Here is a 13,850-nt window from a genome sequence, read left to right on the forward strand (position 1 = left end):
GGTTTAGGTTCTAACATAGGCTTTAATGGTTGCACATTGGCTTCCCTCCGACTCACCGTATGGGCGGATAGTATACTGCCCTACTGCGGCAGGAACTATAAAGGTTTCTGCGTAATGAACTACAAAAGGGTCAAAAGCACCGGATGGACTCTCCACAATAGCTTCTTTGCCCTCTACCAGATTTAAAACATTTACCTTTCCTTGAGTATCATGAGGCACTTGTTTGCTAAACCAATGGCGTCTTGTTTCTATAAATTCAAGTTCATTTAGACCGGTCCGTTCCTCTTTCCAACCCTCACCTTCACCTACTGTCTCTACAAGGTCCAAAGCATTTTCTTTTACCCAAGAAGCTGTTCTATCCCACTGAATAACTTTTTCTCCATGTTCTATATTAATTGGCCTTGGCTTGCCATCCAATCCCATTCGTCCCCAATCCCAAAGCTTAAAGGTGAAAATGAATGGAGTAGCGCTAATCTCCAAGACCATGCAGCCAGTTGCCGAACAATGCACCGTCCCTGCTGGTATTGAAACATGGTCATGCTTTTTTACTACCCATTTTTCTACATGTTTATCCGCATCGAATGAAGCTCCCTCCTGGGCTTCTTTCAATTCGGTAATCATTAATTCAGGATTAACGTCATCCTTAAGCCCTAAGTAAACATAAGGATCATCTTCCGCATCCAAAATGTAGTAGCTTTCATCTTGGGTATATTTCATCCCGAATTTTTCCTGGATATAACCCGTTAGCGGATGAACCTGTAAACTTAAATTTCCCCCTTTGATGGTGTCTAAAAAATCAAATCGAATTGGGAATTCTTCTCCAAACCGAGCATGAACTTTTTGTCCTAATAGATTCTTGGGCTGATTAAACACCAGGTTTATGGAAGGGATTTCCACTTTTACATCGCCATAAGCTAGCAATAAGCTATTCTCTTCCGGCACACAATCAAAACACCAGGCATAATTGACAGCGTCCCTATCTAAATCACAGACATCTTTCATCCACTGGCCTCCCCATGGTCCTGGATCAAAAAATGGCACTACTCTGAAAGGTCTTTTTGCTGCAATTTCTAACCCTTTAAGAATGTCTTTTCCTTCCACAAGTTTAGGGTGATTTGCAACATGGGTATCCAAAACATAATCCCACTTATGCATCAATTCCTTTTTATGCTTGTCCAACACCCTCCAGTCCACAAAAAAGGATTGCTTGTATTTTTCGGAAAACTCAGCATCCTTATTGCAAACACCTAAATTTGAGACTTCATTGGACCTCATTCTGGTCTGAATTTCCCAACGAGCCATATCCACATAGACAACCAGATCTGGGTTTGGGATCAAACGACTGGAGCCCATACCATATAATATAATGGTACCTTCACTAATCATGGTTAATCCTTGGGATAAGACTGATAGCTTTTGATTTGAAAAAAAATCATCGATTGACAGTCTGGTCATGAATCCAAATACCCGGTCATCCGTAACATCCGGACAGACCATTTCCTTTACTTCTTCGGTGCTTTTAAAGGCTTGGTCAGCATTAATCCAATTTGTATAATTCAATTTGGATTTCAATTCATTAAGAACCTCCTGATCATTTACCCCTTGGTAGCATTCAATTACGATATACTTAACCTTCTTTTCAACTGCGGAAATCCTTTCATTCAATGCCTCTGCTATACTCTCCCAATTTTCGATACAAGAAGTGTTTTCCTTTTCGACCTGTACAAATGGGTATTTATCGTAATTAGACCTCTTCAAAGCTTTAATTTTTTAAATTAGAAATTAAATAATCCATCCCTAACAACCCAGCATAATCAACTTGAACGGATGGTAAGATTCGAACATTCTGGGATGCTGGTGCCCATGCATGTTTTTTTACAAAATCGTTTAGATAAAGCAGTATGACATCCTTTTGATTCATAATACCACCTCCGATTATTATTATTTCTGGATCATATGAATGAACCATATTTACTACTCCAACCCCCCATGCTTTCAGACAATTTTCAACCAATTCCTTTGCTAATGCATCACCTTTTTCTGCTTCTTGAAAAAGGGTTTCAAAGTGCACTTCTTTTTGGCTTAAGCTGCTTTTATGAAAATGAGGATGTTTTTTGGCCTTTAAGGGTAGGCTCCAAGTAGACGCTTCTGTTTCCAAGCAACCTATATATCCACAGTTACATTTATCTCCATTCAAATTGATCGAGATATGCCCACCCAAGTTCCCAGCCATAAAGTTTTTCCCTTTCAAAAGATTACCTTCCACCAAAACCGCACTTCCTACACCGGTACCCAATGTCAGTAAAACGATATTTTCATAACCTTTTCCAGCCCCGTTTGACCACTCACCTAATAACGCTGCTCGAGCATCATTTTCTACTACACAGGGCAAGGACCATACATCCTGAGCCCATTTGTCAAAATCAAAAAGATGTGCATTTTTATATTTGACATATTCGGATAAGATTTTATTGTGATTTGAATCCACAATACCCGGGAAAGAAATACCTACACCACCTAGTTGCTCAAGAGTTATTTGATTATTGGTGAGCAGTTCATTTACTACCTTTACCACCTTATCAAGATTCCACTCCAATGATTGGTCGCTGCACGCTTTGATTTGAGTTGATGCTATTAATTCCCCAAGTTTTATTAATCCAATTTTTATATTGGTCCCTCCCAGATCAACTGCAACATTTATCATAATTGTAGTATTGGTAAAAGTTAATCCTAAATTTTTTCCGTCTCCGGTCTCCAGTCTTTCTTTCATAGGTATGCACATATGAACAAATACCTCCAAGTTATTAAAAATTCCCCCTGGAGAACCTCCAAGGGGAATCCAATCCATTAGTCGTAAACCCAAATATTATCTAGGCGTAGCTACATATGTGAAGATAAAAGTCTCCTCAGTGCTCTCGCCGAAATCGGAAAGGTCCATCGTTTGTTGCAACTGGATTTCTTCAGTTGTAAGCTCTACTATCATATAGGTATCTACAATGACCGTTTCTGGATCAAATATTCCATATCCTTCTCTAGTGAAATATTGAACACCATCTTCTTCAGTTATATACCACTCAGTATATTCAGTAAAACCATCAAAATCGCATGCTACATCACCATAGTCAATGTCTATTGACCCATCTTCATTCAATAACATTGAATTGTCCTTTTCACAATCATTAATACCCTCTTCATCCTCATTTACGTGGAAAACAGAAGTTAATAACCAACGTCTTCTCGTTAGATTATCAATTGGTGACATATTAACTACTAAGATCAAATCGATTTCTTCGGTTGCTCCAGTGGAGTTTGTCCCTCTAAAATTGAATCCAACCAATTGGTCTACATCATCTACCTCTGGGGTATAATTAAAGGCATGAGAAGATTCGTTTCCTGACAAATCAACAGTGGTTGAGCCACCAGTGCCATAATCTGCATCCACGGCATTGTTGACCGTTTTAGTAATAACTAGGTTAGTCAATGGGACGGCTGATTGCAAATTGACCGTCAAATTAACCTCATTCCCTGATTCAACTCTATAACTGTATTCACCTGGATTGGTGGATTCCACCTCTTCTCCAGATATGGTCATATTTATAGAAGGATCCGGCGTATTCTCATCCTCCGAACAGGAAGAGAACGCTGCCATAACAGCAAAAACTGTTAAGTACTTAAACATGTGATTTAATTGTTTCATAAAATTGGGTTTTAATTGTTAGTTATAATTTATTAATATCCTGGATTTTGAGTTAAATTAGGGTTGGTATTTCTTTCACGTTGGGGAATGGGAAATTTATAATAAATTGGATTTACAACTACCCCTTTAGCACTCTCTACCTTTTCTTCCAGTTTATTCAGCCTCACTAGATCAAACCACCTGTGTCCTTCTGCAACAAATTCCTTTCTCCTTTCCAATAGTATGGCCTCGATGAAGCTTTCACTATCTACAATATTGACCTCAGCCAATCCAGCTCTAGTTCTTACCCTATTTAGATTTTGATTGGCAGTGGCAAAATTCCCGAGTTGGGCTTCTGCTTCGGCTAGTATCAATAATACCTCTGAAAATCTGATTACCTGAAAATCATTGTAGGACCCACCTGCAGTGGGATCGGCTTCACTGTCCCAGTATTTGTGAATGTGGGGTCTTTCAAGTTCAATCACGTTGCCATTATCGGCCACAAAGTCGGTCATAAATGTGACATCTTTACGTGCATCATCCTCCGAATAGGAATTGAATAAATCAATAGTGGGTAACTGCCAACCATGTGTATTGGATACTGCGGCTCTGTGACGAGTTAGCTCCAATGGAAGTAATCTCACATTAAACTGACCAACCTCCCAAAAGGAAATCGCACCATCCCCATCGCCGAAACCAACTGAAAAAACGGACTCTCGGCCTCCTCTACTACTTAATTTAAAAACTTCAGAAAAATCATCCCAAAGTTCATAAGTTCCAGAGTTCACTACCTCTTGAGCTTTTGCTGAGGCATTTTGATAATCTCCACGAGTTAGGTACACTTTAGCTAACAATGCCTTTGCAGCTCCTTGAGTAGCTCTACCAAGTTGTATATCTCCCTTCTCAGGTAAATTTTCGGCAGCTGTTAAATCACTAATGATTTGAGCATATACCTCTTCTTCTGGACTAGACTCAGGATAAAGTGGACTATCTTCACTCAGAATTAAAGGCACATCCCCGAACATCCTTACCAGATTAAAGTACAACAATCCTCTTAAAAATTTTGACTCGTTTATAAATCTGGACTTTAAAGTCTCATCCATATCAATAAGTGCAATTCTCTCTATGGCGATATTGGCGAGGAAGATAGTTTTATAATGTATTTCCCAAATCTGTAAAACAGTGGAATTCTCCGCATTATATCCAATTATTGCCAATTCATCATTCTCAAATCTTCCCAATTGATTATTATCCATTTCATCAGAGGCCAATCCCTGGGTAAACCAAAGTCTACTATGGTAAATACCAGCTGTACTTCCGGATGAATAGGAGCCCAAATAGGCATAAACCGCATTCACTGCAAATTCCGCATCCTGAGCATTGACATAAAAATTACTTTGAGCAACCCTGTCATTGGGGTTTTCTTCTAAAAAACCTTCGCAGGAGAAAAGACAAATCACCAATAGACCTAGTATTGCAATTTTCTTCCCGATTTTAGTATGTATGAATGTATTTAACATCTTGATTCTAAATTAAAAGCCAAAATTCAATCCCACCAAATAGGTTTTTGCTTGAGGGTAATTCCCATTATCAATCCCCACTAAATTTGTTGTAAATCCATATGCATTTCCTTCTGGATCATATCCACTATAATTTGTCAATGTCCAAAGATTGGTAGCGCTTACATATAGCCTTAAATTTGAAACTTTTAGGCGACTTAAGAGGGAAGGGTTAAAGTTATACCCTACGGTTAGGTTTTTCAGGCGTAAATAAGATGCGTCCTCAATAATTCTCGATGAAAAGAAGTTGTCCGTAGAAGTTGCTAACGCCCTCGCATATCTATTGCTGGGATTTTGGGGAGTCCATCGGTTCAACCCTGCCTCTGCCAACACGTTTTGCTGTCCGTTTACATTTTCAAGGTTCAACAGATTCATATTGACCATGTCATTTCCATAAGACCCTTGAAAGAAGACTGATACTGTGAAATTTTTATAAGTAAAGTCATTGGTGATTCCATAGGTGAAATCAGGCTGGGCTGATCCAATCACTGTGCGATCATAGTCATTTATAATTCCATCAGGGACACCATCGGGACCACTCAGGTCCCGATACTTACGATCTCCTGCGCGGGGTTGCTGACCGACTATGGCAGCACTTGAAGCAGCCTCATCGTCACTTTGATATATCCCGTCAAATACATATCCGAAGAATGTTCCTATAGGATACCCTTCTCTTAAAATACTTCCTGCTCCTAAAAATATATCCTCATCAGAGGCAAGATTTAGCACTTTATTTCTGTTTATTGAGAAATTGAAGGCAGTTCTCCAAGAGAAATCTCCGTCAACATTTACGGAATTAATACCGAGATCAAAGCCTCTATTTCTTACATTACCAATGTTTAATAATGTGCTTTCAAATCCAGAAGTAAAAGGAATAGGCGTGTTTAGTAATAGATCATGGGTATTCTTTTGATAGATTTCAGCGGTAACGTTTATTCTGTTTTCAAACAATGATAAGTCCACACCAAGGTTACTCTGCTCAGTGGTCTCCCATTTCAAACCCCTATTTGGATATGACAACGGTTCTCTTCCTCTAAAAATAGTAGCACCTGCTCCACTATTAAAAACCCCTTCTCCAAATGGCCCTACTAATGCTAATGACTGGTAGGGACCTATGGCCTGATTACCTGTCCAACCATAACTCACTCTCAATTTCAAGTCAGAGATAAAATTGAGACCCTCCATAAAAGGCTCATCTGAAATCATCCATGCAAAAGCTCCAGATGGGAAATAACCGTATTTATTACCCTCTGCAAATTTAGAGGAGCCATCTATTCGGCCGGATAACGTAAACATATACTTATTGTGCAAGGAGTAATTTATTCTACTTAGATATGAAAGCATACTCCATTCAAGTTCCGAATTAAAAGGATTTTGAGGATTGGTAGCTGCTCCTAAGTTGTGCCAGCCCGTTCTGGGGTCAGGAAACCCAAATGCTACCGCAGACAAAGTTTCATTTCTGAATGATTGAAGCTCAACTCCTGCCAAAACGTTTAAATTGCTGCTGGGGCTTATGGCTTTATCATAGGTCAGAGTATTGGTATTAAGAAAGGTCATCGCTTCTAGCGTGGAGACTGTAGCCTCTCCCCTACTTGCTTCAGTCCTTTTAAGACCATCTGGTCCAAAAGTATTGGATTTTGTATTTAAACCGTCTATCCCCACGCTTGTCTTAAAACTAAGGCCGTCCAGTATTTTATAATTTGCCGAGGCATTGGCAAGAATTCTAGTAGTATTGGTAATAGATTCGTACTCTAAAGCTTCTGCTACAGGATTAGCTATATTTTCTTTAAGTAAGTGTTCAAAAGTATACCCTAATGGCTGGTTCGGGTTACGAACTGGAGAAATGGGGTTGAATTGAAATGCATTGGTAATTACCCCCGGCACAATGGTTCCAGGCCCAGTCAAAACCCCGTTGGAAGAAATCCTACTATAGGATAAACTTGTGCTTACAGTTAATCTTTCATTTATATCTGATTCCAGATTGACCCGAAATGAGTACCGATCGAAATCAGAACCAACAACTATCCCATCCTGGGAAAAATAACCCCCTGATATTGCATATCGAGTATTTGTATTTCCACCCGATATAGATAATTGATGATTGGAAATTGGCGCCACTTGGAACAATTCATTTTGCCAATCGGTCCCTTCCCCTAGTCGATCAGGATTAAGATAAGTAGGAACCCTTCCAGCATTTGTATTTGCTTCGTTTACCAATGTTGCAAACTCAGATGCATTTAACAAATCAAGTTTGTTCGCCACCTGTTGAACCCCGGTGTAAGTTTCAAAACTGACAGAACTTTTCCCCGCCTTACCCTTTTTGGTGGTGATTAAAATTACGCCATTAGCTCCTCTAGAACCGTAAATAGAGGTAGCTGAAGCATCTTTTAATATCTCGATAGACTCAATGTCATTAGGGTTTATAGTTGACAAAGCTCCTACCCGTGGTCCTCTACTACTTATGGCCATTTCATCGTTATTGCTGTTAATCAGCATTCCATCAATCACATATAATGGCTCACTACTGGCATTAATGGAACTTGTTCCCCTAATCCTAATATTAGTCTCCCCTCCAGGAGCTCCTGTAGTCTGCACAACTTGAACTCCAGGCGCTCTACCTTGTAAGGCCTGATCAAATGATGTAACTGGTATAGCTTTGATTTCAGCAGCTTTTACTGATGATACAGAACCGGTCAAATCGGACCTTTTTACAGAGCCGTAACCAATCACGACTACTTCTTCTAACTGGGACTCATCCTCAATAAGCGCGACGTCAATCACTGAATTATTATTGACTGCTACTTCCCTAGAACTATATCCAATGAAAGTAAATACGAGTACGCTTCTGGAATCAGCTTCAATGACATAATTCCCGTCTATATCAGTAACCGAACCCCTGCTCGGTGAATTTTTGATAATCACATTAACTCCGGGCAAGGATTCTCCCGTTCCTGAGTCTGTTACAGTTCCTCTAATCTGCATTTGGGCTTGAGATTCAAACCAAAAGAAAAAGCAAAATAGAAGGGCAGGGATGACTTTTTTCATAAAAGAGATAGTATGTACTTACATATGAACAAAGGCAAGTTTATGAATTTTTAACTATACTCAAAAATATTTAAGCAAAAAATATATTAAAAACCCAAAACTTAAAATTATTTACTCAGATTTTATCAAAATTATATTCTTCTACCCAAGTTTTAAAGCATTTGCCTCGCCCTGTTTTTATATCATTTTGAATAAAAATCGAAACATCGTTCTCTGAATTTATTTTCTGGATTTTTTTTAAAAAATTATGAGATTTTTGAAATATATATCTTTATGTATCTTTGTATGAACATAAACCTTTTAAATCTTGGAAGTAAAGCTTACAATTGACCATAGCAGCCCCATACCGCTGCACATTCAAGTTGAAACTTTGTTGCGCAGTTTAATTAATGAACCTGCTTACCAAAACGGCAAGTTACTCCCTAAGGAAGTGGATTTGGCCAAGCAGCTGGGTATTTCTAGAAATACCATTCGACAGGCGACAAACAAACTGGTTCATGAAAACCTACTGGATAGAAAAAAGGGGGTAGGTACAAAGGTTGCCAAGCACTCAGTTGCTACTAAACTAGATAACTGGCTTAGTTTCTCGAAGGAAATGCACAATAAAGGTATAGACTTCAAAACCTACAAGGTGGAAGTGAGCTGGGTAGATGCTAATGAGGAAATCTCAAGTTCTTTGAATATAAAAAAGAAAACAAAAGTACTTAAGCTCGAAAGGCTAAAAGGTTTTGAAGAAGGCCCTTTTGTTTATTTTATATCCTATTTTCACCCTAGAGTAGGCCTAACTGGGAACGAGGATTTCTCTGGTTATTTGTATGACATTTTAGAAAAGGATTACCATACCATCCCTTCGATCTCTAAAGAGGAAATTTCCGCAATCAATGCAACTTCATTCCTTTCCAAAGTTCTTGACTTAAAGAGTGGCGATCCTGTTCTATTTAGAAAAAGATTGGTTTGTGACCCGGGTGACAGACCAATTGAATATAACCTAGGCTACTATAGAGGTGATCAATTTAAATACACCATTGATATTAAAAGGTAGAAACCTTTTCGGAGCAATCTTTTAAATCATCAGTAAACAAAATAAAACCCCGCTAATTTAAAATAGCGGGGAGACTTGTTAACTTTTGTCGGAATGAGTTATTTTTCAAGTATTGGCAATATAGGCTGACCTGTGGTCCCATTGGGAAGTCGGGTTTTCAGCAACATTGCTAGAGTTGGTGCAATATCCGTTATAGTGCAATATTCAGCACTTTGACCAGCTGGGATATTCCATCCGTAAAAAACGATTGGTATATGGGTATCATAGGTATGACCGGTTCCATGTGAGGTACCTTTCCAGGCACTTGCCAACCAGGCAGGTTCCAAAATCAAAAGAACATCCCCTGACGTTTTATGGTTAAACCCCATCTGCAGCAAGTGAGATCGGCCTTTAGTGAATTCACTTCTCTTTAAATCAGAGGCTGTGTAGGCTTCCATGATTCCGTCGAATTTAAGCGTATAATCCGCCAAAGCCCGCTGCATTTCTTCAATATTTTTGCCTTTTTCAGCGATTAGCTCCCTATTGAGGTGGATTTGCTCACTGAAGTAATTGATAATCCAGTCGCCTTCACCAAACCTTTTTTGGGCATACTCCTTGAGCTTTATTAACAACAAGTTAGTATCCACACTTCCCGCCGGCACATTTTCGCTTTTCATATATTCTACAATATCAGCCACTCCATGATCAGAGGTTAAAAATACCACATATTCACCCTTTCCATAAGTGTCATCCATGAAAGATAGAAACTTTTCCATCTCCTGGTCAAGTCTTAAATAATTGTCCTCCACTTCCACTGAAGTCGGACCGAATCTATGGCCGATATGATCCGGTGACGAAAAGCTGATGGCCAAGAAGTCCGTTTCATCGCGCATCCCCAATTTTTCACCTTCAATAGCTGCATATGCCATTTCAAAGGTTAAAGTATTCCCAAATGGGGTACGGGCCACCATTCCAAATCCATCGTTATCCTGCTTGAGTTCAGCAAGATTATAGGGAAAATCCGTAGTTTCTTTTCCTTTATAGTTTCCTTCAAATTCATTGGCATCAGCAATACTTTGAATATAGGTTTCTACAGGATACAGAGTCTCCCAGGTTTTTTCAAGATATGTTGTGGATAATCCCTTGTTGTTAAAATCTTTAACCCATTGCGGAAGTTCGTTATGATAATAGGTAGAAGTCATAAATTCTCCTGTTTCCTCATCATACCAATAAGCATCACCAAGATGACCCGCTGGAAGAATAGCCCCTCTATCCTTCAAGGCGATCCCCACGGTCTTAGATCTCTTGTTGGTTGCAAAACGCAGTTCGTCAGTTATGGTGGTTGTTTTCATGTTTCGTGGAGACATTTGACCGGCGCCTTCAGAACCACCCACATAAGAAACTGTACTGTCCTCGGCACAATAAATGAGCTTATCTAGCTCCCTTACATACCAATGATTCGCCGTAATTGCATGGGTAGCGGGAGTGGTTCCTGTATATATAGACGCATGTCCAGGTCCCGTGTAAGTAGGGATATAATTATAATGAGCATTTTGCATCATAAAACCGTCATTGACGAGTCTTTTAAAGCCCCCTTCCGAAAATCTTTCTTTGTATTTATATAGGTATTCCTGACGCATCTGGTCTACGACAATACCAACTACAATTTTGGGCTTTCCTACGCTTTCTTGTGCAATTGCAAAACCTACTGTCATCATCCAAAACATGGATACCAGAATAATTATTTTCTTCATGGATAAATGGGTTAATTATCAACAAGTCTGCGACGAAGATACCAAATCCCTGAGAAATCGGAAGTAGAATGGCATAAATGAGTTCAGCAACTCAATTCTCTCGTCCCACCCCTCTACTTCACCAAAACCACCAAATTTCCTTTGAACTTCTATTCCCTACCCCTACCTCAATACCTCCTCAAACGCAATATCCTGCGCGGCTAGCACAAACACTTTCGTGGGCAGGGAGGAGGTGTTCTCTTTAAGTTTACTGTAGTACTCCTCAAAGCCTTTGCCCCCGCGCGAAAAGCCCAGCCCCATCATCACCAGGTCGCTATTGGCTGATTCTCTTTTCTGTATTTCCCAGAAGGTCTCATTTTTGGCTACTAGAATCTGGTACTGAAACCCCGTCCGCATTTGGGAAAAGAGCTCGTCCAGGTTTTTCTGGGCATCCACCCGACCTTCTTCGGAAGCTACCACCATTTTGATGTTCACTGTGGCGCGGTACCATTTGGGGGTATTCTTCAGCAAGTAAGCCAAAATGATCATCAAACTTCCGTTCCTCTTCAACCCTCCCCACCAGATATCGATCACCCTATGATGGCGGAAACCCCGGTTATCATCATCCTGTACGATAAGCACATTCTTTTTGGATTGGTGAAAATGATCGATCATCTTGGCGTAAGGGGTATGGTGCTTAGTCTCTTTGGTGTCCCCCAGCAAAATAGTGTTAGGCACCAAAGGTCCCATTCCGTAAGCATCCACCAACTGCACTGCACCTGTAAAAGGGTTAGCCGCCCTGATCACCCTCACCAAGGCCTGCACATTTCTGCGCTGCAGGTAATCACTCATCTGCTTTTCAAATTTGAGGACCTTATCCTGCCCCACGCTGTTTTCAGGTAGGATAGTGCTCACTGTAAAAAGGGCGTTAGCCTGCGTAAGGTCATTGGCAAACTCAATCAGACGCCATCTTTTGTTGGGAGAGCCTGATAGGACCAGCACATTGGGCCTCCAGCTTTTAGGATGCGCATCTTTGCTTAACCTCATGATGGCATACCGGATCAGGGTCAGATACATTCCCCGTGTCACATCACCCCAAGTTGCCTCCATTCTCCTTCTCTTCAACCATAGGAAAATCAGTGAAATCACCACCATTGCCGAAATGGTCGCCAGAGGATTGATCAAAAACATGGCAGCAATACAACCCACCGCCCCCAGCAGGGAAAAAATCCAGTGGATCTTAAATTTGGGTCTAAAAGATGGCGACCTAAGAAACCTTTCAATCCCCGCTGTGATGTTTAAAACCGCATAAGTGGTCAGGAAAAACATGGTCAAAATGGGCGCAATCATGTCCAGATCCAGGAAATAAACCGCCAGCATGGTGAGGGCCATGGTAAACACCGTGCCCGCCCGCGGGATGCGCTCCTTGCCAGCCCCCTTACCTAGTATATTCAATTTCTTAGTGAAAATTCTGTCATTTACCAAGGCCTGCAATACCCTTGGTGCACCCAAAAGAGCACCCATAGCACTAGAAAGGGAGGCACCCCATAGTCCCAAAATTATAGCACCACCCCACCAGGCAATTCTCTGCATTACCAATGGGTCCGCCACCAGTGTCGCAGCATCCGCCCTGCTGGCCAAGATAAGCGGCAGCCCCATATATATCAAATAGCTGACACCTAAAGTCATAAACGTGCCCTTGGGTAGAGACCGGGCTGGGTTTTTCAAATCTCCAGACATATTGACCCCCGTAATGATCCCAGTCACTGCTGGAAAAAACAAGGCAAACAAGGGCCAAAAACCAACGGATTTCACTGCAGGCACTGACCACATCTCAATCTCGGTATCCTCCAATGGCCTTCCCAATACCAGGGAGAGCAAGGAAAACCCTATTATAGCTAATATGAAATACTGAGCCTTGATGGTGGCATTGGTGGAAAACAAGGCCAGGGAGCCCAGTAAAAATATGGTAATCATGCCCACATACCTTGGATCCCAGCCAGGAAATATGGCCTGCATACTTTCCGAAAATCCGGAAATATAAAACGCAATCGAAAAAGCCTGGGCAAAATACAGCGGTATCCCTACTGCACCTCCTATTTCAATCCCCAGGGATCGGCTGATCAGAAAATAAGCCCCACCACCCTTCACTGGGGTATTGGTTGCAATGGTGGCGATGGAAAGGGAACTCAGAAAAATGATGAAAGTAGCCAAGGTAACGATCCCCAAAGTACCCAACAGACCAACATTACCTACAATGTACCCCAGGCGCAGGTACATGATCACACCCATCATGGTTAGTAGAGATGGAATGAACACCCCCCCAATTGTGCCTAACTTTCTATCGGAAGTCCCTGATGAATTTTTGATAGCTTTAAAATTTAATTCCTAAAATAGTAATCATTACCCAACTCCCCTAAACCGCTCCTAAAATTTATAGCGGAGGCCTATAAAATTTACCCCGTTACCCTAAAAAATCTATACTTGCCCCGCCCCACTACCATTTGATCCATGGACAGGGTACGGATCTGATATGATTGTGGTATGATGGTGATATGGGCACCACTGCGCTTTGAGTCGGCCGAGACACGAGGGATGGTCGGGAGATAATCGGGTTCACCATATAATCCTGGAAAACCCTTATGAAATTCATGGATAAATGTCACGAAAAGCTAGAAAAAATCTTTTCTGCATTCCTTGTAAAATTACGAATACAATTGATTTTTACCAAATTTAAAACAATAAAATTTTATAATAATCCCAATTTACCTATAAAACTACGGAGTATGAAGATACTCACCGGAAATTTTTTTCTT

The 13,850-nt window shown here is 40.7% G+C and carries 8 protein-coding genes; 1 reads left to right on the forward strand and 7 read right to left on the reverse strand.

Going from position 1 to position 13,850, the window contains the following annotated elements; all coding sequences use genetic code 11:
- Positions 1-3 precede the first annotated feature (3 nt).
- From FPL27_RS18860 to FPL27_RS18880, 5 genes are all read right to left on the reverse strand, one after another.
- Positions 4-1,758, reverse strand: a complete 1,755-nt coding sequence (locus FPL27_RS18860; protein ID WP_143962795.1) for a class I mannose-6-phosphate isomerase — start codon at positions 1,756-1,758, stop codon at positions 4-6.
- A 4-nt stretch (positions 1,759-1,762) separates the two neighbouring features.
- Positions 1,763-2,770: an ROK family protein gene (locus tag FPL27_RS18865; protein WP_185974422.1), complete on the reverse strand. Its 1,008-nt coding sequence runs from the start codon at positions 2,768-2,770 to the stop codon at positions 1,763-1,765.
- Positions 2,771-2,866: 96 nt separating this feature from the next.
- Positions 2,867-3,697 carry a hypothetical protein gene (locus tag FPL27_RS18870; protein ID WP_143962797.1) on the reverse strand — a complete coding sequence of 277 codons (831 nt, stop codon included), beginning with the start codon at positions 3,695-3,697 and terminating at the stop codon, positions 2,867-2,869.
- 32 nt (positions 3,698-3,729) lie between these two features.
- Positions 3,730-5,196, reverse strand: coding sequence for a RagB/SusD family nutrient uptake outer membrane protein (locus FPL27_RS18875; protein WP_143962798.1), 1,467 nt, complete (start codon positions 5,194-5,196; stop codon positions 3,730-3,732).
- Positions 5,197-5,208: 12 nt separating this feature from the next.
- Entirely contained in the window at positions 5,209-8,280 is a 3,072-nt protein-coding gene (locus tag FPL27_RS18880; RefSeq protein ID WP_143962799.1) for a SusC/RagA family TonB-linked outer membrane protein, read from the reverse strand.
- Positions 8,281-8,587: 307 nt separating this feature from the next.
- Between FPL27_RS18880 and FPL27_RS18885 the strand changes: the two genes are divergently transcribed.
- Positions 8,588-9,322, forward strand: coding sequence for a GntR family transcriptional regulator (locus tag FPL27_RS18885; protein WP_143962800.1), 735 nt, complete (start codon positions 8,588-8,590; stop codon positions 9,320-9,322).
- 98 nt (positions 9,323-9,420) lie between these two features.
- Here the strand turns inward: FPL27_RS18885 and pafA are convergent, their stop codons facing one another.
- Together pafA and FPL27_RS18895 are read right to left on the reverse strand one after the other, a co-directional pair.
- Positions 9,421-11,055, reverse strand: a complete 1,635-nt coding sequence (gene pafA, locus FPL27_RS18890; RefSeq protein ID WP_143962801.1) for an alkaline phosphatase PafA — start codon at positions 11,053-11,055, stop codon at positions 9,421-9,423.
- 162 nt (positions 11,056-11,217) lie between these two features.
- Positions 11,218-13,353 carry an APC family permease gene (locus FPL27_RS18895; RefSeq protein WP_262712105.1) on the reverse strand — a complete coding sequence of 712 codons (2,136 nt, stop codon included), beginning with the start codon at positions 13,351-13,353 and terminating at the stop codon, positions 11,218-11,220.
- Between the last annotated feature and the right edge of the window lie 497 nt (positions 13,354-13,850).

This window comes from Litoribacter populi (genome assembly GCF_007483685.1).
GTDB classification, from domain to species: domain Bacteria; phylum Bacteroidota; class Bacteroidia; order Cytophagales; family Cyclobacteriaceae; genus Litoribacter; species Litoribacter populi.

Bases quoted from the DNA above. Each gene is read 5' to 3' on its own strand.
- FPL27_RS18880 (WP_143962799.1), bottom strand. From the start codon at position 8,280: ATGAAAAAAGTCATCCCTGCCCTTCTATTTTGCTTTTTCTTTTGGTTT.
- FPL27_RS18875 (WP_143962798.1), bottom strand. From the start codon at position 5,196: ATGTTAAATACATTCATACATACTAAAATCGGGAAGAAAATTGCAATA.
- pafA (WP_143962801.1), bottom strand. From the start codon at position 11,055: ATGAAGAAAATAATTATTCTGGTATCCATGTTTTGGATGATGACAGTA.
- FPL27_RS18870 (WP_143962797.1), bottom strand. From the start codon at position 3,697: ATGAAACAATTAAATCACATGTTTAAGTACTTAACAGTTTTTGCTGTT.
- FPL27_RS18865 (WP_185974422.1), bottom strand. From the start codon at position 2,770: ATGAAAGAAAGACTGGAGACCGGAGACGGAAAAAATTTAGGATTAACT.